The organism is Pseudoalteromonas prydzensis (assembly GCF_011050055.1).
GTDB lineage: Bacteria > Pseudomonadota > Gammaproteobacteria > Enterobacterales > Alteromonadaceae > Pseudoalteromonas > Pseudoalteromonas prydzensis_A.
Map to the genome: position 1 here is coordinate 1 of NZ_DRGM01000191.1, position 19,288 is coordinate 19,288.

The 19,288-nt window shown below is 41.0% G+C and carries 17 protein-coding genes; 12 read left to right on the forward strand and 5 right to left on the reverse strand.

Annotated features, from left to right (window positions below; all coding sequences use genetic code 11):
* Positions 1-98 precede the first annotated feature (98 nt).
* On the forward strand, positions 99-1,841 hold the full coding sequence (gene argS / locus ENH88_RS19645; RefSeq protein ID WP_304184905.1) for an arginine--tRNA ligase: 1,743 nt from the start codon (positions 99-101) through the stop codon (positions 1,839-1,841).
* 365 nt (positions 1,842-2,206) lie between these two features.
* On the opposite strand, the gene ENH88_RS19650 is transcribed toward argS, so the two are convergent.
* The gene (locus tag ENH88_RS19650; protein ID WP_304184908.1) at positions 2,207-2,947 is read right to left on the reverse strand and encodes a thioesterase II family protein; all 741 of its coding nucleotides are present in this window, start codon (positions 2,945-2,947) and stop codon (positions 2,207-2,209) included.
* Positions 2,948-3,192: 245 nt separating this feature from the next.
* Between ENH88_RS19650 and pdxH the strand changes: the two genes are divergently transcribed.
* Positions 3,193-3,831 (forward strand): pyridoxamine 5'-phosphate oxidase, encoded by a 639-nt coding sequence (pdxH, locus tag ENH88_RS19655; RefSeq protein ID WP_304184910.1) that lies wholly within the window; start codon positions 3,193-3,195, stop codon positions 3,829-3,831.
* A gap of 6 nt (positions 3,832-3,837) precedes the next feature.
* Positions 3,838-4,611: a TatD family hydrolase gene (locus tag ENH88_RS19660; RefSeq protein WP_304184913.1), complete on the forward strand. Its 774-nt coding sequence runs from the start codon at positions 3,838-3,840 to the stop codon at positions 4,609-4,611.
* On the opposite strand, the gene ENH88_RS19665 is transcribed toward ENH88_RS19660, so the two are convergent.
* Positions 4,578-5,198 (reverse strand): AhpA/YtjB family protein, encoded by a 621-nt coding sequence (locus ENH88_RS19665; protein ID WP_304184915.1) that lies wholly within the window; start codon positions 5,196-5,198, stop codon positions 4,578-4,580. The two genes, ENH88_RS19660 and ENH88_RS19665, sit on opposite strands and share 34 nt — an antisense overlap.
* 134 nt (positions 5,199-5,332) lie before the next feature.
* Here ENH88_RS19665 and serB point away from each other — a divergent pair, with 134 nt between their 5' ends.
* Positions 5,333-6,346 (forward strand): phosphoserine phosphatase SerB, encoded by a 1,014-nt coding sequence (gene serB, locus ENH88_RS19670; protein WP_304184919.1) that lies wholly within the window; start codon positions 5,333-5,335, stop codon positions 6,344-6,346.
* Here the strand turns inward: serB and ENH88_RS19675 are convergent, their stop codons facing one another.
* Positions 6,347-8,833 (reverse strand): PilZ domain-containing protein, encoded by a 2,487-nt coding sequence (locus ENH88_RS19675; protein WP_304184920.1) that lies wholly within the window; start codon positions 8,831-8,833, stop codon positions 6,347-6,349.
* 353 nt (positions 8,834-9,186) lie between these two features.
* On the opposite strand from ENH88_RS19675, the gene radA reads away from it, so the two are divergent.
* The 7 genes from radA to ENH88_RS19710 all read left to right on the forward strand — a co-directional run bounded on the left by radA (position 9,187) and on the right by ENH88_RS19710 (position 16,182).
* Positions 9,187-10,572 (forward strand): DNA repair protein RadA, encoded by a 1,386-nt coding sequence (gene radA / locus ENH88_RS19680; protein ID WP_304184923.1) that lies wholly within the window; start codon positions 9,187-9,189, stop codon positions 10,570-10,572.
* Between the two features lie 157 nt (positions 10,573-10,729).
* Positions 10,730-11,662: a hypothetical protein gene (locus ENH88_RS19685; protein ID WP_304184925.1), complete on the forward strand. Its 933-nt coding sequence runs from the start codon at positions 10,730-10,732 to the stop codon at positions 11,660-11,662.
* An 845-nt stretch (positions 11,663-12,507) separates the two neighbouring features.
* Positions 12,508-13,446 (forward strand): DUF4268 domain-containing protein, encoded by a 939-nt coding sequence (locus ENH88_RS19690; RefSeq protein WP_304184927.1) that lies wholly within the window; start codon positions 12,508-12,510, stop codon positions 13,444-13,446.
* Between the two features lie 478 nt (positions 13,447-13,924).
* The gene (locus tag ENH88_RS19695) at positions 13,925-14,920 is read left to right on the forward strand and encodes a fatty acid desaturase (RefSeq protein WP_304184928.1); all 996 of its coding nucleotides are present in this window, start codon (positions 13,925-13,927) and stop codon (positions 14,918-14,920) included.
* 83 nt (positions 14,921-15,003) lie between these two features.
* Positions 15,004-15,381 carry a VOC family protein gene (locus ENH88_RS19700; RefSeq protein WP_304184931.1) on the forward strand — a complete coding sequence of 126 codons (378 nt, stop codon included), beginning with the start codon at positions 15,004-15,006 and terminating at the stop codon, positions 15,379-15,381.
* A gap of 50 nt (positions 15,382-15,431) precedes the next feature.
* Positions 15,432-15,680 (forward strand): TIGR03643 family protein, encoded by a 249-nt coding sequence (locus ENH88_RS19705; RefSeq protein WP_304184933.1) that lies wholly within the window; start codon positions 15,432-15,434, stop codon positions 15,678-15,680.
* Positions 15,681-15,768: 88 nt separating this feature from the next.
* Positions 15,769-16,182: a GFA family protein gene (locus tag ENH88_RS19710; RefSeq protein WP_064667226.1), complete on the forward strand. Its 414-nt coding sequence runs from the start codon at positions 15,769-15,771 to the stop codon at positions 16,180-16,182.
* Between the two features lie 3 nt (positions 16,183-16,185).
* Here the strand turns inward: ENH88_RS19710 and ENH88_RS19715 are convergent, their stop codons facing one another.
* Positions 16,186-16,704 carry a carboxymuconolactone decarboxylase family protein gene (locus ENH88_RS19715; protein ID WP_304184937.1) on the reverse strand — a complete coding sequence of 173 codons (519 nt, stop codon included), beginning with the start codon at positions 16,702-16,704 and terminating at the stop codon, positions 16,186-16,188.
* Between the two features lie 357 nt (positions 16,705-17,061).
* On the opposite strand from ENH88_RS19715, the gene ENH88_RS19720 reads away from it, so the two are divergent.
* On the forward strand, positions 17,062-17,955 hold the full coding sequence (locus tag ENH88_RS19720) for an AraC family transcriptional regulator (RefSeq protein WP_304184938.1): 894 nt from the start codon (positions 17,062-17,064) through the stop codon (positions 17,953-17,955).
* Between the two features lie 9 nt (positions 17,956-17,964).
* On the opposite strand, the gene ENH88_RS19725 is transcribed toward ENH88_RS19720, so the two are convergent.
* The gene (locus ENH88_RS19725) at positions 17,965-19,179 is read right to left on the reverse strand and encodes an MFS transporter (RefSeq protein WP_304184939.1); all 1,215 of its coding nucleotides are present in this window, start codon (positions 19,177-19,179) and stop codon (positions 17,965-17,967) included.
* Positions 19,180-19,288 lie beyond the last annotated feature (109 nt).

Below are 19,288 nucleotides of genomic sequence, written 5' to 3' on the forward strand. Positions count from 1 at the left end.
AGCGTTACCCTGAAGTGACGTTTAACCACACCCGTGAAAACTAAACTCAAAATTTAATTAAAGCCCGCAAGAGCGGGCTGACAAAGGTAACAAATTACATGAATATTCGTACGCTTCTAATCGATAAAGCCATTGCCGCGATGACAGCCGCAGGCTTACCTGCCGATACTAACCCTGCGGTTACACAAAGTACTCGTCCACAATTTGGTGATTACCAAATTAATGGTGCGATGGGCGCGGCTAAAAAAATGAAAAGCAACCCACGTGAGCTTGCGCAAAAAATTATTGATCACTTAGATGTGAGTGATATCGCAGACAAAACTGAAATCGCCGGGCCTGGTTTTATTAATATTCACCTAAAGCCTGAGTTTTTAGCGCAGAGCGTAAAAGCTGCAAATCAAGATACGAAACTTGCTGTTGCACAGCACGCACAGCCACAAACCGTGGTGGTTGATTACTCATCACCAAACCTTGCAAAAGAAATGCACGTAGGTCACTTACGTTCAACGATCATTGGCGATGCGGTTGTTCGCGCCCTTGAATTTCGTGGTGACACGGTTATTCGTCAAAATCACATGGGTGATTGGGGCACGCAGTTTGGCATGTTGATTGCCCACTTAGAAGATCAAATCAACCAAGGTGTTGATTTAGATTCAGTGGCACTGGCTGATCTAGAGACTTTCTACCGCGATGCTAAAAAGCGTTTTGATGATGAACAAGGTTTTGCCGATAAAGCACGTGACTACGTGGTAAAACTACAAGGTGGCGACGCGCACTGTGAAAAATTGTGGAAGTTGTTTATTGCCACCTCGGTAAAACATTCAGAAGAAGTATACAAACGCTTAAATGTAACGCTTACACCAGACGACATCATGGCTGAAAGTGCTTATAACAGTGAACTGAACAATATTATTAAGCTATTAAAAGATAAGAATATTGCGGTTGAATCGCAAGGCGCGCAAGTGGTGTTTTTAGACGAGCTGGCAAACAAAGACGGTGAACCATCAGTGTTTATCGTACAAAAATCGGGTGGTGGTTTCTTATATGCAACCACTGATTTAGCGGCGTGTGATTACCGTTCAAACAAGTTAGGCGCAGCCCGTATTTTAATTTTTGTTGATGCGCGTCAAAGCTTACACTTTAATCAAGTAGAGCTTACTGCACGTAAAGCCGGTTTACTACGTGATGAAACTAGCTACGAATTTTGCCCATTTGGCACTATGATGGGTGAAGACGGCAAACCATTTAAAACCCGTACTGGCGGCACGGTTAAACTTGCGGATTTACTCGAAGAGTCAATTGTTCGTGCTACAGCTAAGCTTGCAGAGCGTGAATCTGATTTAACAGCTGCAGAGCGCGCTGAAATCGCCCGTAAAGTGGGTATTGGCGCGGTTAAATACGCTGATTTATCTAAACACCGTACCAGTGATTACATTTTCAACTGGGACAGTATGCTTAGCTTTGAAGGCGCGACCGCTCCTTATTTGCAATACGCTTATACTCGTGTACGCAGTATTTTCCGTAAATCAGGCGTAGATGCCGCAACTTTAAACGCAGATGTTGCCATTGTAGAGCCGCAAGAAAAAACCCTTGCGCTTAAATTGTTACAGCTAGAAGAAGTGCTAGATCAAATGATCAGTGAGGCAACACCGCACGTATTGTGTAGTTACCTATACGAGCTTGCTAGCCTATACATGACCTTCTACGAAGCCTGTCCAGTACTTAAAGACGGCGTAGAGCCAAGTGTACGTGACAGCCGTTTAGTGTTGTGTAACTTAGTGGCGGATACGCTGCGCACAGGATTGGACTTATTAGGCATCGAAGTCATGGAGCAAATGTAATCACCGTCGTATTTTAACCTAATACTGCGTTGTCCACTCGACTGACCCTAATCACATACAAGAGCGTATGCTCATAGGGATAAGTCGAGTGTCCGCCTTGTCTTAGGCTAAACTACTTAGGTGAACTCTGCTGTGTGTAGTTCGTTTTAGCTGCGTTAATGAGTTTATTTAGCCTAAGTCACATACAAAGCGTATGCTCCTTGGCATAAATAAACTCACTGCCTTGCTAGCGCTCCTACACTTGCAGAAAATTCTAGGGGGCTAAAATTGCATTTTCTATTTTTAGCCTCTAAACCTAGAAGTAGAAACATTGCTTTTAAGGGATTACATTAGGTGTGATACTGAGAAAGTAACCACATAAATTTTTAATTCAATTGTTGCAGCAAGTCTTGGTTAATAAGTTTTACCATTTTTGCACTATATTGATGAATAAAGAAGTGTCCACCATCAAACTCAGAAACATCAACGGGGTGTTGGCTTAAATCTTGCCATGCATTCAGCTGTTGAGCAGAAATTTGGTCGTGTTTTCCGTTTAACACACGAATGGGTGATGAGAGTGGAATAACTTCTGCATAATAGGTATCGGCTATTTTAAAATCAGCTCTTAGCAGGGGGGCTAATAGCGCCATTAACTCTTCATTTTCCAGCACTTCTGTTGGAGTACCATTCAGTGACTTTAACTCAGCTATAAATTCGTTATAGGGTAAATCGTAGATGGAAGCTTTGTTATTTTTGGTATGTGGTGCACGACTGGCAGAAGCAAATAGTTTTATTGGCATAGGCTTTCCACTACGTTGAAAGTTGGATGTAAGCTCGTATGCTACTCGACTCCCCAGACTATGACCAAAAAAAGCATAGGGTTTACTGGTGATAAACTCGCTATGTGATAAAAGTTCATTGATGACATCAAGCATGTTATCTGCTGCAGGTTCTCCCATTCTAGAGCCTCTACCTGGAAGCTGAATTAACACTAGCTCAATGTCAGAGTTAATCAATTTTGTCCAAGGCAGAAATAGGCTGGGAGAACCTCCAGCATACGGAAAACAGAACAAACGCACACGTGCGTTTGGCTTTTTTTCTGGTATAAAAAAGAGCTTATTAGTCATTCGTTAGATATTTAGCTAGTTGAATTCTGGTTATGTTAGCAAAATAAGTACAATTGTTAAAAGTTTTTAGTGATTTTTTTTACTGCAGTTTTTTAAGATCGCGAAAGCCTGACAGATAAAGTACAATAATGATATTCATCGATTAATGTTAATTGATAAAGAGTAGTTACCCAAATTGGAAGTTTCCCAAGGTTTTTGCAAACCAACAAGTAGTACAACCTTAATAGCTTATAGAAGGATTTGTAATGAAACTCGAAGATATTCGCCGTGAATACTTGCAAGATGCGTTGAGCGAAGAGACTTTGCTTGATGATCCATTCAAGCAGTTTGAAACTTGGCTTGAGCATGCGGTAGCAAGTAAACTACCCGATCCAACCGCAATGGTGGTGGCGACGGTTGATGCAACCGGCCAGCCTTCGCAGCGCATTGTGCTATTAAAGCATCTTGATGATAACGGTTTTGTATTTTTTACCAATACTGGCTCGCGTAAAGCACAAGAGCTAAAAGGTAATAATAAAATCTGTTTGCATTTTCCGTGGCACCATATGGAACGCCAAGTGATTGTTTATGGCGAAGCACAGCCATTACCGACCGCTGCGGTGGCGAAGTACTTTTTGTCACGGCCAAAAGAAAGTCAGTTAGCAGCATGGGCGTCAGCACAAAGTCGACCGGTATCATCGCGTAAAGTGTTGATGGAAACCTTTGCTAATATGAAAAACAAATTTGCTAAGGGTGAAATCCCACTACCTGATTTTTGGGGTGGTTACTGTGTTGTGCCAACAAAAATTGAGTTTTGGCAAGGCGGCGCGCACCGTTTACATGACCGTTTTATGTATCAGCGTCAAGCTGATAACAGCTGGCACATTACCCGTCTAAATCCATAAACTGTTATGGCTTTTATTGATTCACATTGTCACTTAGATTTTCCTGAATTTGCTGCTGACATTGCGCAATTAATTACGCAATGTCAGCAGCACAGCATTGAAAAGCTAATCGTGCCGGGGGTTAGCTTGGCACAATCTCATGCTTTAATCGCATTTGCCGCGCAGCATGCAAATGTTCGTATTGCCGCCGGTTTACACCCTTATTTTTTAGCACAGTACCAGCCGAGCCATTTAGCGGCGTTAACTGAATTTGCGGAGCAACATCAATCGCAACTTATTGCTATTGGCGAGTGTGGCATTGACCGCAGTATTGATGACTTAGCCTTGCAAACTCAGATATTTGAGCATCATATCGCGCTTGCTGATCAGCTTGAGTTACCGCTGATTGTGCACCACAGACAAAGCCATGACTTAATAGTCCAAGCATTTAAACGCTGCAAACCTAAGTTTGGTGGGGTTATTCATGCCTTTTCTGGCTCTATGCAACAAGCACAGTATTACATTAAGCACGGTTTTAAGCTTGGCGTGGGTGGGGTGATCACTTATCAGCGAGCGCAAAAAACACGCAGCGTCGTTGCCGCATTGGCGGCTGAGCATTTAGTGCTTGAGACAGATTCACCCTCAATGCCACTGGCAGGGTTTCAAGGGCAAATTAATACGCCGTTGCAGTTACCTTTAGTGTTTGCGCAATTGTGCCAGTTAAAGCAGCTTACAGAGCAAGAGAAAGGTATTTTTGAACAACAACTTTATGAGTCGTGTTCAGCACTTTTTCGAATATAACGATTAACCTGCCAGCGTTTTAAACCGCGACCTAGTTGCCATGTAAAAATACAAGTGATCACTAGCATTAGTAGTACTTGGCGGCCTAAGTCATGAAAGCTGCTGTGACTGGTTGCCACTGCTGAGCGTGTTAAATAGGTGATTGTAGCAAAGCCCAGCGGGCGATTATCATCACTAATAATAGGTTCAACAAACGGAGTTTTTAGTTTGCTGATCCCTGGGGTTGAATTAGGTAACTTGCCTAATAAATGGTGCGTTTGCCAATTATCACTACTGGCGATAAGCACACCTTGATGATCGTAAATCGTTGCAGCTAACACAAACTCATCTTTGCTAATGCTATTACACAAGGCGGTGAGTTCGGGTTTGTTTTTTTCAAGTAATGGGGTTTTAGCGTTGAGTGCCATAAAGCGGGTTAAGCTTTTTGCTGTGCTGTCGGCATTATCATAAAGTAGTTGATGGCTTTGAAAACTACTATTAACCGCTACCCAAGTCAGCAACAAAAAGCATGCCGCAGCAATGCTTAATCGCACTAGGCGCTGCCTAAGAGATGCTGAAATAGGGTTTTTAAGATGGTTATTTTTCATAGTCACCGTTTACGCTGCTGACAGCTTTTGCTTTTGATGTTACAACTAGGCCTAACTATAACCTTAAATCCCCCTTTATGGCGAGTTAACTGTTATTTTACCGGGGAGACATTAGTATCATTTTTGGAGTTATCATGACATTGGAGCGCATTGCGAGCCTTTCATCAGAGCAATTGTCAATGCAGTTGTCGTTAGGTAAATGGTATCACTATCAAGCTGCCTTTGTAGAGCAAGTGAGCTTACCTAGCGATCCGCAAGGGATGTTTAGTATTGCTTTTGCTGGGGATTTTAATGGCCAGCAATTAACGAATATTGTGCAGTTTTTAGCGCAACAGCAATTTACAGTCACTGCAATATGCCGTTATCAGCCTGATCCAAACTTAACCCCTGCATTGTGTTTTTACAGTGATACCGCAAAAGCTAGCATCAATCCTCTGTTACTGAATGAATTTGCTCATCCGCACGGTTTTCAGCTTGTACAAGTCAGTAAGCCTCCGAGTCTCACTAATCCAGGGCTATTGGTGATGGATATGGACTCAACCGCCATTACCATTGAATGTATTGACGAAATTGCTCGTCTTGCGGATGTTTATGATGATGTCGCTGCGGTGACCGCCCAAGCGATGGCCGGTAAGTTAGATTTTAGTGAGAGCTTGCATCAACGCGTTGCTAAGCTTGAGGGAATTGAACAAAGCTTAATTGATGAGCTAAAAAGCAGTTTGCCATTAATGCCCGGCGTTAAAGAGTTATGCCAAGTATTAAAGCAGCATAATTGGTACTTAGCCATTGCTTCGGGTGGTTTTGTGCCATTTGCCGAGCAAGTGCAGCAGCTCATTGATTTAGATGAAGTCCATGCCAATGTGTTAGAGTTTAAAGATGCAAAACTAACCGGTAAAGTACTTGGCAGAATTGTCGATGCCGAGCAAAAAGCGGTGGTGCTGCGTAACTTACAGCAACGGTTAGGTTTGCCAATGCAACAAACCGTGGCAATCGGCGATGGCGCTAATGACTTAACCATGATGGCGGCGGCAGGACTCGGTGTTGCGGTACACGGTAAAGCTAAAGTGGTTGAACAAGCCCAAGCTGCCATTTGCCACGGCTCGTTATTACAGCTGTTGTATTTATTAACTATTCCAATAGCAGAGTAATTAACTGAGCCGTTTTAACCAAATCTGTTTACGCTTATTCATTTGCTCTACCAGTTCCGCTGGAAAGTCTAAATGACTAAGCGTTTCATCGGTGATATCAACCATGTCACCAACGCCAGTGACTGACCACAGTGCTTCTTCAAGATCTTTGGCTTTATGCAACGCATATTGGCTTACGTATTTTAGCTCGTTAGCTAAGTAATCGGTATCAGGGCGGCCAGTACGCGAAATATAAACTCGCATTATAAATAGCAATTCAGACTTTAGACCTTTCTTTAAAAAGAGTAGCTGAGGGGCATAATCGTCAGTCGCACTGCATTTGCTTTTTACTGCGTCTTCGATGGTTGACTTTTTTGGATCAAAACGAATAAATAATGTGAAAGGCAACGGCGGATCTTGGCGGCTACGGTCTTTTATTTGCGGTGTAATAACCTCGTTAATTTGCTCCGGTGTTAAAAATGCATCAATGCTGGTGGTTTCATTAAGCAAACCATAATTTTGTAAAATAATATGCAATGGGCTTGAGTATAGCCCTTGGCCGATTGCACCGGTTTTAAAATGCGCCGCCTCTTTATGTAAATAAAACGGAAATTGGCAAACACTTTTAGTGACCATATTTCTAAGTGCCGTTGATAGCCCTGGCACTTTTGGTGCTTCTTCAGATACTTTCAATTTATCTTTATTATTTTCAATTAACTGAGTGAAAAACGTCACCCCTTCATGCGGGTTGTCAGCAATTCTAGAGGCTTTGAAATTGATGGTGGTTAATGACTTACTGACTGCCATTACTTCGTATTTTAATTTACTAAGATCATGCTTTTTGGTTATTTTTTGCAGCTCAGGTAAGCTTAATTCAACAATATCACCTTTTTGCAACGTAACCGGTTGGTCGCATTCAATTTGTAATCCCATTACTGAAAAATCACGACTATGAGCGCTATATTCTTGACCTTCTTTAGTTTTTATTTGCGTATCAGTTTTATACAAGTAACGCTTATGTGAGCGCAGGTTTACGTATTCTAAATCAACCGTTTCAAGTTTTGGTGGGGTTTTATGTTTACCGTGACCAAAGCGTTTTAACTGATTAATGATACTTTTATCGTAACTAAAACTTTGATAATGAGCCTGTTCGGCGGCGGTGCCAATCGCGGTTAAAATCAGCAAATATTTTACGTCTTTGATCATTCCTTGCACGCGAGGCGAAGGTGGCTTATTGAGTTTTTCAATATCTTTGCCAGCGGTATTCGGTAAGCTTAGTGGAATAAATGAGTCTTCTGGATGGCTTGGCATTAACTGCACTTTAAAGCATTGCCAGCTGTCTTTTTGACTACCAAAACCAAAAAATAACGCGCTTAATTGTGGCTCCGTAGTCAGCTCTGTACGTGTTGCTGAATAGTAATATATTTTACCTGCTACCACATGGGTAAAGGTGTATAAATACTCTTCCTTAACTTGCGCCGGATCACTTAATAGCTGACTTAAGCGTTGTTGATTTAAAATGGTGTATAAACACGATAGCTTACGCTCATCACAAAAATAACGCTGAATAAAAATATTATTTTCAGTGGTCAGCACTAAACTCGGGTAGAGCTTGTCATTTTGCAGGCTAAAAAAGGTGAACAATGATGTAACGCGAGGAATATAATACTGTTCATAGCTTTTTGAGACAACGGCATCTAAGGTGTTATCTAAATTCACTTTATAGCGGCGTTTATTACCATGAATAAAGCTTTCTAAAAACTCATCAAATTTTGCGTTATTTTCGATAAAAGTACGTTTTAAGCGAATATGATTAAATTCCGCAGATATTTTTTCAACGGCAACAACTTCATATTGAATACCGTTTTTCAAACCCAGTTCAAAATCTTGCTCAAGTCCTACTAGGCGCAGCCCTAATAACTGCTTTTTTTTGACTTGATAGCGTGATGAGAGCTTTATTTTTGCGCCACTTAAAGAAATATCCGAGGTGGTTGCTGCAATGGTGTTGTCTTTGCTCAATTCTACCGTTATTTTGATTGAATAGTTCATCCGCTCTTCACGGCGACTTTCATAAGAAGCAAATTTAATCACCTGGCAATCTAATTTTTGTTCATTTTGTTGCTCAGGCTGTTGAGCTTGTTGGGCGGCTTTTTTTTGCATTACGCGGTGGTTGTTATCGGTATTCATTACTGCTTCATACACCGCAAGGGTATAACCACCGTGGCGTTTTATGGCTTGTTCAAATACCGCAATGGCGGTTTCATCCATAAAGTGTTGTTTGCCTTCATACTCATAAGGCTTTACTTGGCCTGTTACTTGGCCACGTAAATCAATAAAGCGAGCAATGGGTTGCGATAGGCGTGACATTTCCATCTTGATCAAAAACTGCTCGGGTTTTGTTAACCCTGCCGTTTTCGATTTAAAGATCGTGTCAAATTTGGCATTACCTAAATACGATTTAAGTTCGTCAACTAAACTTTCGTATTTCAGTAGAATGTCTTCAGTCATTTATAAAACCATCACCGTCTATTCTAAAAAGTTGGTATACTGCGTGAGTATTTATACACTCTCTTGGGTGCTGGTTTGCAGCATAGTGAATGTAATGAGCTACCGTCTTTCATTTTTATTATTATGGAATTGCCAAATTAATGGCTCATTACTTTAGTTTTAGGATCAAAAAGCCCAAGCAGGAAAGATTAAGCAAAAAGTATGCCCTAAATATAAAGTAAATAACGTTTTTATATAATTTGATTGTGGCGTTGATTTGCCTAGTTGGCAAGGTCAATATTCGACAACCGAGCACGGCATGGCAACTAGTATTAACCTAAATAATTTCAAAACGACGAATATAGGCAAAGTTAATGGCAAAAGCGGCAAAAATAGAGTTTGTTTGTACCGAATGTGGTATGAACTACCAACGCTGGCAAGGACAGTGTCGCTGCGGCGCATGGAATACCTTAGCCGAATTTAAGCCCTCGGCAGGGCAAACTAAAAAAGCAGCAATGCATAGTGTGGTTGGCGGTTATGCGGGCGGAGTGGGCGGTGGCTCGAAAAAAATTAACGACATCACAACCACCGAAGCAGAAAAACAACTCACCGGTATTGGTGAACTTGATCGGGTGTTATCTGGTGGCGTGACTACCGGCTCGGTGAATATTATTTCCGGCGATCCTGGAGCGGGCAAAACCACGTTATTATCGGATTTAGTCGCGCGTATGTCACAGCGTATGCCATCACTTTACTGCACCGCAGAAGAATCGTTATCGCAATTCAAAAACCGTGTTAATCGCTTAAAACTCGATTACAACCCAGATGAACTGTATTTGTTATCAGAAACCAGTGTTGAAACCATTATCGAAGAGCTGGAAAAAAATAACATCAAGTTTGCAGTAATCGACTCTATTCAAGCCGTGGTAACCGATACCGCAAACGGCAGCCCTGGCTCACCGTCACAAGTTAAAAGTGCCGCGCAAGCGTTGACTCAGTATTGTAAGCAAAACGACGTCACTATGTTTATCATTGCCCACGTAAATAAAAATAATGAAATTGCGGGGCCGCAAACCTTAGTGCATATAGTTGATGCGTTATTACATATTGACACTAACGATGGGCAAATACGTACCTTACGCGCCAATAAAAACCGCTTTGGTGACATTGATACCGTGGGCATTTTTAGAATGTGCGAACGCGGTATGCTCAGTGTGGATAACCCAAGTGAGATCTTTTTATCGGGCTCGAGCACCGATTCTCCAGGTTCCACGATTACCTGTATTCGCAAAGGTAATCGTAATTTATTACTCGAAATTCAATGTTTAACTACCGAAACCGAAGCTGAATTTCCGCAGCGTGTGTGTGTGGGTTTAAACATGAACCGGATAAAAATGTTGACTGGTATTTTACGCAAGCACACTAAAACCAAAATCTTCCACGATACGTTTTTTAATATTGTAGGTGGGCTGAGAATTGATGAAACCGAAACCTGCATCGATTTAGCGCTAGTGACTGCCTTGCTCAGTAGCTTAAATGAGTTTGTGGTGCCACGCACTACCTGCATAATGGGTGAGCTGAGTTTAAACGGTGACGTACGACCAATCGACAGTGGTGTGCCACGCGTTAAAGAAGCCGCACAGCATGGTTTTACCGAAATTTTTATTCCATTTCGTAACTACCATAAATCAATGGAAGGGCTAGGCGCTAAAATCACCCCAGTTAAAACGGTACATGAGCTATTAAGTTTAATTAATTAACCATACTCAAAAAGTACACATCAATTTGCACTTACTTATGCTAGGTCTTATCAAAGCTATTATTGAATGATACGCTTAGACAAATTTTTAGTATTAAGTTATTAAAGCATGGCCATAATCAGCTTGGCTGTAAATAGAATAGTAATAAGGAAATAAAATGAAAAAACTCGCAATTGTTGCCGTAGTTGTTGCAGCAGCTATCGGTGGTGTTAGCTACGCAAACCATGCACTGACACAAGAAGTAAAAGTAGAGGTTGATCGTCAGTTGGCACTGATGAACCAACAAATGGGTGTGACAGCCAGTTATGAAGATATTTCGGCGAGCGTATTTGGCCAAAGCGTAGAAATATCTAATATGGTGATCACAGACTTTGATCAGCAAGCAGTGGCAAATATTGCGAGTATTGAAGTATCAGGATACGAAACCGATAAAATCGCGCCACGTACCGAGCTGACGATTAAAAACTTTACCTTTAGCGAGCACTTCTTAGCACAGCTACCGCCGGATGCTAATAATAACCTTGCCTCAGCCAGTTATGATTTACACACCTTGATGAATTACGATGAAAAATCAGGGGATAGCGATATTGCCTTCGACCTTAATGCCAATAAAATTGTTGCCCTTAAGTTTAACTTAGGTTTAGCTAAATCAACCGCACTAATGAATGCTTCACTGGCGCTCAGTAAAATGCAGCAGGAATTAGGCGCTCAACAGCCAACTTTAGAGCAGCAGCTACAGCAACAAACCATCATGATGGAAGCACTTTCAGAGCTTGAACCGCGCCGCATTGAAATAGCCTTAAACAATGAAGGCGAATTTAAAGCGTTAGTAGAGCAAGCCCTTGAAAAGCAAGGTATGACTCTAGAGCAAATGCAGCAAATGGTCGACATGCAGTTACAACAAGCACCAGTCAGCAAAGAGCTAGGTGAAGCGATTAAAAACTTCACCCAAGGTTTAAGCTCATTAACTGTCTCAGCAAGCTTGCCAGCAGGGCAAACCATGACCGAAATTAACCAACAGATCTTCACCCTCATGGGACAACCAGAAAAACTGGCCGAGTTTATTAATCTTAAAGCCAAGGGCGAATAGCTCGTAGAGCTATAAGTCGTAAGTCTTAAGCAGTAAGTTGAAGACAAAATACAGTTTTGAGTTAGTTGAAAGCGCGAGTATATCTCGCGCTTTTTTATTGGGTGATTTTAGGGATTAGGAGCTAGGTTTTAGGCGTTAGGTACTAGGAAAAACCAGAGCAGTTCGGTGTTAAATTTATTATAGTAGGTTGTGGTTGAGAGCGACGAAACCCAACGGTGAAAGATAAAAAGTGAGTGATGGTTTCAAGGGGGGAACTGACGTTGATATAGGTTTAGGATAATAACTCATTGAATAATCAAGCTGTCAATAGGCTCTAGTATTTTCTTTGAGCGTTTTTATTCAGTGACGGTCAATTCTAAATCAATAAACAAATTCGTTTATTTCGTTTGTCGATGCACCAGTTTAGCAAGTAGCTTACGGCAAAGACATGAAGGAGCGCTACGCAATAATCCTTACATTATTAGCACAGCATTTGCTGATATTCCTCTAAAGCGCAGCGTCTCTTCACCCTTTGTGAATAATTCAGTTAAAGATCTTTTGCACAAAGAGCAGAGAAAGAGAAGTAAATGAGGATTAACTTGAAGACTAATTAGCATGCGTAAAACACGATACATTAATAAAGGTAAGCCCTTATCACCTCAAAGAATGCACTCAAACACCTGTAATATCTTCCAAAAAGCCAATTAAAACAACAGCAAATCCTTTTTTATTTTTTACGTGAAAGTCAGTTGTCGATTGAATCAAAATAGGAACTCGGCTATGGTTAATGCATCAATAAAAATAAATTAAAAACGAGTTATTCTACAGGCTCGTTTTATGCCACTCGGATAAATAGGAAGTAATATATGTTTGGTGAGTTGAAGAAAGTTCCCTTACGAGATATTTGGGCGCACGAAGCGCAAGACTTTACTCCGTGGTTAGCTGAAAATATTGAAGAACTAGGTAATGCAGTCGGTTTGGAGCTTGAGTTGATTCAAGAAGAAGCAAGTGTGGGGAGTTTTTCTCTTGATATCTTAGCTAGGGATCTTGGTTCCGCTGAAAATGTTATTATCGAAAACCAGTTTTCTCAAACTGATCATGATCACTTAGGTAAGTTGCTAACATATGCAGCTGGTTTTGATGCTTCATTTGTAATTTGGGTTGCTGAAACAATTCGTGAAGAGCATCGACAAGCCTTAGACTGGCTAAACCACAGAACAGACAATCAAACTCAATTCTTTGCCGTTGTTGTTGAAGTTATTAAAATCGATGACTCAAAACCCGTGTTTAACCTAAAACCAGTTGTATTTCCAAACGAGTGGCAAAAGAGCAAGTCTACAAATAAGTCTGTTCAAAAAACAAGTGCTAAATCTGAAAAGTACCGTGAATACTTTCAAGGTTTAATTAATGAGTTGCGAGACGATCACAAGTTTACTTCAGCTAAGGCTGGCCAACCCCAAAACTGGTATTCATTTGCTTCAGGTATCTCAGGTATCAACTATGGCGCAAATTTTTGTCAAGGTAATAAAGTGCGGACTGAGCTTTATATTGACTTTGGCAACGCGGAACAAAATGAGTCATGTCTGAACTATTTACTTGAAAGCAGAGGTGGTATTGAAAGTGAATTTGGTAATGTGCTTTCATGGGAGCCAATAGAGGGTAAAAGAGCCACCAGAGTAGCGGTTTATCGTGACGGTTCGATTTTAGATGAGAGTGATCTTTCTGATATTAAATTATGGCACATTAATAACTTAATTAAGTTTAAACATTTGTTTGGTAAAAGGATTCGCCAGCATTTAAAATAGGCGCATATGAAATATAAGCAGTGCTCTGCAATAATCCTGACGTTATTAGCACAGCATTTACTTATTGCCCTCTAAAGCGCAGCGGCTCTTAACCCTTTGTGAATAATTCAATTAAAGATCTTTTGCACAAAGAGAAGAGAATGAGAATGAACTTGAAGGCTAAAATTGGTATGTGAAAACCGCTAGGGCGAGGTCTTGTCTAATCCCTTTGTTTCCAGTAATGATTTTTACAAGTTAAAAGACCACTTGTTAATTTAAGTCGATTTAGCTACGGCTAACTTACCCAACTGTAGTTATATTAAAAAACATGTTTGACTTAAATTAACTGCACTTTTATTTTTTCGTTGCTCGTTGCTCGTTGCTCGTTGCTCGTTGCTCGTTGCTCGTTGCTCGTTGCTCGTTGCTCGTTGCTCTCGCTATGGCAGCTTTTTATTTATTCGGGTATCATCTGCGCAACTTTGATTATCAGTTGCTATTTATGACCACGTTAAGTGCTAAGGAAAATATTCAAGCCATTGTTAAGGCGATTAAAGCTGAAGAAGCTAAGCTTCGTCAAAAGCACCCGTTATTAGCCCATCAAAATACACTCGGGATGGCTATTTTATTATTATCACTCGGTGCGTTAATTGGGGTTGGTGCGCTTTATTACTTTGCTATTATCCCCGCGTGGCTATGTATTATTTTAGCGGCCATTGCAGCGTCAATTTCCCACGAGCTTGAACACGATCTTATTCATAAACAATACTTTAGTAATCAACCTTTTCTACATAACTTTATGATGCTCACGGTGTGGCTGATGCGACCCAATACGATTAGTCCGTGGTACCGCCGTAAAATGCACTTGCACCATCATAAAGTGTCGGGCACTGAGCAAGACTTAGAAGAGCGCTTAGTGGGTAATGGCATTAAAAAACCATGGTTACGGGCGCTGGTGATTGTTGATGGCTTACTGGGCTTGTTGATTAACGCTAAACGCTTTAGTAAGGAAATCAAAGGGTTTAGCTTTTTTAAGGTATTTAACGCCGGATTTCCGGTTACCACCGCGTACTTTGCGATTTTATACAGCGTAATTGTGTTCCATTTAGTTAATTTATTTACTCCACTTGCGGCTAATTCGCCGGCGTTGCTGCTGGACATTATGGCGCTGTTTGAGTTTTTAATGGTGGTGTTGATTGTGCCTAATATTGTGCGGTCAAGTTCATTAAATTTTGTTACTTCATCAATGCATTACTACGGCGGCGTTAACAATATGCTGGAGCAAACTCACGTATTAACTAGCCGTTTATTTATGCCGTTTCATTTGTTTTGCTTTGATTTTGGTCGAACTCACACTATTCACCACTTTGTGCCAAATCAGCCATTTTATTTACGGCAAATGATCAGTAAAAAGATCCTTGCCGTGATGAAAAAACACGGTGTGCGCTTTAATGATTTTGCGAGTATTAAACAAGCAAATCGCTATCAAGCTTCTTAATATCAAGGTACAAATTACTAATTGACCTCAAGTTAAGTTAAGGTTTTAACGTCGTTATCTAACTCAATATTTAGGTAACGACTATGAACCTTAATCAAATCACATTACCTGTCACTAACATCGAAAAAGCAAATCAATTTTACTTGGCCATGGGCTTTACACAAATTGTAAAAACGGATCATTACTCACGCTTTGAGTGCGCTAATAAAGCCACGTTTTCTTTATTACTAACCGATGATGCGTTTAGTAATGGCGCGGTTATATATTTTGAAAGCGAAGAACTAGACAAGTGGGTTGCTTCTTTAAAAGCTAAGGGCTTTAAGTTTGAATCAGACATCACCGAGCAGCGTTACTTGTGGCGCGAAGCGCTGTTAAAAGATCCATCGGGCAATAAAATCAAACTTTATTGGGCGGGGAGTAATCGGCTGGATCCACCCTGGCGAGTTGAAATTATAGATTGATCGTATTCTTGCTATGTTGGGTATAAAGATAGTTTGTAGAAGAGTCTATTATGTTTGATAGTAGCCAAGTGTCTAGAATCATCGAGATGGCGTGGGAAGATCGCACTCCCTTCGAAGTCATCGAAAACCTATATGGTTTAAATCATTCCCAGTTAGTTAATTTTATGCGCGACAATATCTCATCGGGTTCGTTTAAAGTCTGGCGTAAGCGCCATGCGGGGCGAAAAACCAAACATTTAAAATTACGTGCTCCCGCTATTATGCGCAGCCACTGTAAAACCCAGTATAAAAATCGTTAATGGCATAAAAAAGAGTGTTGAATATACCGCGTTATTTGGCGTAAAGTTGCTAACCACTATACGGCTAAAATTTAATTTAGGGATTATTATGCAAATTACCGGACGTTGTCATTGTGGGGAGGTTACTTACCATGCAGAGGTTGATGAAACGAAAGTATTAAACTGCCATTGTACTGATTGCCAAGTAATTTCGAGTGGGCCGTTTCGTACAGTTGTACTCTCTAAAGCGAATGCGATTACCTTTACAGCCTCACAACCGAAAGAGTATATAAAAGTTGCTGACAGCGGTAATAAACGTGCGCAAGGTTTTTGCGGCAATTGTGGTACTTCACTGTATGCGACCTCAGTTGGTGAGGGTGATAAAATTTATGGCTTACGAATAGGTGCTATTGAGCAGCGTGAACAACTTATTCCTAAAACGCAAATTTGGTGTCGCTCCAGTCCAGCTTGGTTAAAAGAGCTGAACACCATAACTGGCTTTGATACTGTGCCAAACGGCTAATAGCTATGCATGCGCTAACAGATTTGCAAAAGATACGTTAGCGCGCATTGCCACATTGATATCTGCTTTTATGGCTAATGAATTAATAACGGTATTTATGTGAGTCACCTCAAATTGCGAATCAAGGCATGCGGCCAAATGAGTCTGCAGTAATGGTTCAAAATTATCATCCACCGCCAATGTCCCCAGCTTTATTGCTAAAAGACACTGCTGAGAAAGCCTGTTATTAGCTGCATTCACACTAGCTGTAGAGGTTTGCTCAATTTCTTGTTCTACTAAAACGGTGCTATTTGGCTGCCTTTGTAAGCATATTTGTTTAAGCACATTGAGGCTATTTAATGCTCTAGGTAGGCCTATAAACCTGACCATATAAGAAAATGCGCTATTAAGTTCATCAATCGTTAGCCCTTGATCTAGCCCTTCGTTCAGTAAACTTTTTAGCCGGTATAACTCTCCCATTGCCGCAAGGGCTGCAATAGCTGCAACAAGTGAATACTTTGTGTGGTTATTTACTTTAAGCATAATGTCTCTTTAAAAATTAAGTCGCGTAATTCAATGACAGCATTAACTGTTACCCTTCATTAAAAAGCACATCAATAACCTAGTTAAGGAGGAGTTACCTCCGCTCGGTGTCTTTGTTTTTTAACGATATGAGTAGGGTTGATTTATTTAGATTATTTGCCAGTGTTTATGGTGATCATGTGTCAGCACATTGATATGCCTGAGCGAATATTTATTATTACTGATAATTGCTAAATGTGTTTGTTAAAACCAATGTGTTTTTTGCCTAAAACAACAGATCATGATTGTTATTAATATTTATTGTTATGCTTAGTGCTAAGCTTGGGCTATAAAATGATGACATTAATTTAAGACGTAATGAGTAACAAACAAACCCTGACTGAATCTGTGTTAGCAGTTGCAACACAGGATGGCATTTTTAATACCCAAATAGCGGCACTGACTTTAGTTAGGCGCAGCAATGTATCTGAGCCTATGCCGTGTGTGTACGGGCTTGGCTTAGGGGTTACTGTGCAAGGTGGCAAGCGCGTTACCTTAGGCGAAGATATTTATGATTATGCTGATGGGCAAACATTAGTGGCCTCTGTGGATGTGCCAGTTGTTAGCCATATTACATCCGCCTCTGTGCAGCGACCTTTTTTAGGGTTGCACTTAAGTTTAGACAGTAAAGTATTAGGCCAAGCGGTTGCCAATATGGATTTTAATGAGCAATACAACGGCACTCGTCAAAACGCTATGTCGGTGGTGGATGCCGATGACGGTATTTTAGATGCTATCAACAGGCTTATTAAGTTACTAACAGAACCCCAGTTGATCCCTTTAGTTGCACCTTTAATTCAAGAAGAAATTGTTTTTCGGTTATTACAAAGCCCGCATAGTTACCTTTTAAGGCAAGTCGTTACTGCTGGATCAGCAAGTCAAAAAATAGCTAAAATTTTATATTGGCTTAAACAAAATTATAAAGATGATTTTTCGATAGTGGATTTAGCTGCTGAGGCGCATATGAGTGAATCAACGTTTCGTCAACATTTTCGAGAAGTGACTAAGCTTAGCCCGTTGCAATATATTAAAAATTTACGCTTACAAGAGGCGAGGCAGTTAATGCTGAATCAGCGCCTTGATGCGAATACGGCTGCTTTGCAAGTGGGCTATGAAAGCGCTTCACAATTTAGCCGCGAGTACACGCGATTTTTTGGCCGTCCACCGCTCAAAGATATAAATGCACTGCGCTTAAGCAATGCATTTATTTAGGTGTGTAGGTTAGCTATTGGCGTTATTTGTCATGGTGATATTGCGGCCCCCTAAATAGCCAAATACGGCGCACAATGCACTCGCAAAGGCGCATAACCACAAGGTGGTTGTCCAATTGCCAGAGTAACTATGTAATGCTCCTGCGATAATCGGCCCAGAGGCGGCAAGTAAGTAACCCAAGCATTGCGCCATACCTGACAGCGAGGTGGCTTGTTGGGTATCATGAGTACGTAAGCTAATAAACGACAAACCTAAAATAAAGCAAGCGCCTGAGCAAAACCCTAAGGTGACCGCCCACAGTGAGGCAAACTCAGGTAAATAAAGCAGCCCAAGTGAGCCTGTTGCGGCTATTAGTGCTAACAAGCTGGTTAAAATACGTTGATCTTTAAGCTTTGCCAACAATGGTATTAAGATAATGCCAGGCACTGCAGACGCTACTTGAAAGGCACCTTGTAGCGCACCCGCATGCTGAGCTGTATGGCCACCTTCAATCAAAATACTCGGCAACCAACTAATCATAATATAGGTAAAAAATGAATTTAACCCCAGCAGTAAGGTAATCTGCCACGCAAGTGCTTCGTGCCATACTTTGTTGCTGTTAACACTCGCCAGCAGATCTTTGGTGGGCTTAGTATGAAGTTTTAACTGCGGTAGCCAAACAATAATACTCACTAGGGTAAGTAAGCCATAACAAGCAAGGGCTAATTGCCAGCCCATACTTTTATATTCAGCCAGCGGAATAATAAGCGCGGCATAACTGCCACCAAAAATACCCATCGCTAGTACGTAAGTAGAGGTCATTACCGCCACTTTATGTGGGAAGTCGCGTTTAATTAAACTCGGCAACAGCACGTTACCTATTGCGATGCCAATACCTATGATGGCGGTGCCTAAATACAACATAGCGGCAGAGTTTATTAATCGTGACGCCAGTCCTAGACCAATTAGGATTAGTGCGATAAATAACGATATTTCCAAGCCTTGTTTTTTAGCTAGGCTTGCCGCCATTGGGCTTGCCAGCGCAAAGGCAATTAATGGTAAAGTAGTGAGCATACCGGCTTGAGAAGGGGTTAAAGCAAAGCTTAAGATAATTTGCTCAAGCACAGGAGCAAGCCCTGTAACCGGTGCGCGTAAGTTAGCGGCAATAAAGATAATGCCTAAAATTAAAATAGCAGAAGAAAAAGCAGTTCTTTTAATGGCAGTCGAGTTCAAAACTAAAATCATCAATAAGAAAGAGGGAGCGCAATTATAGTCTAAGCAGACACTACGTTGATATTAAATGGGATGAATAGATGCTCATTTCAAAAATAATTAACCCCACTTTTTAAAGTCA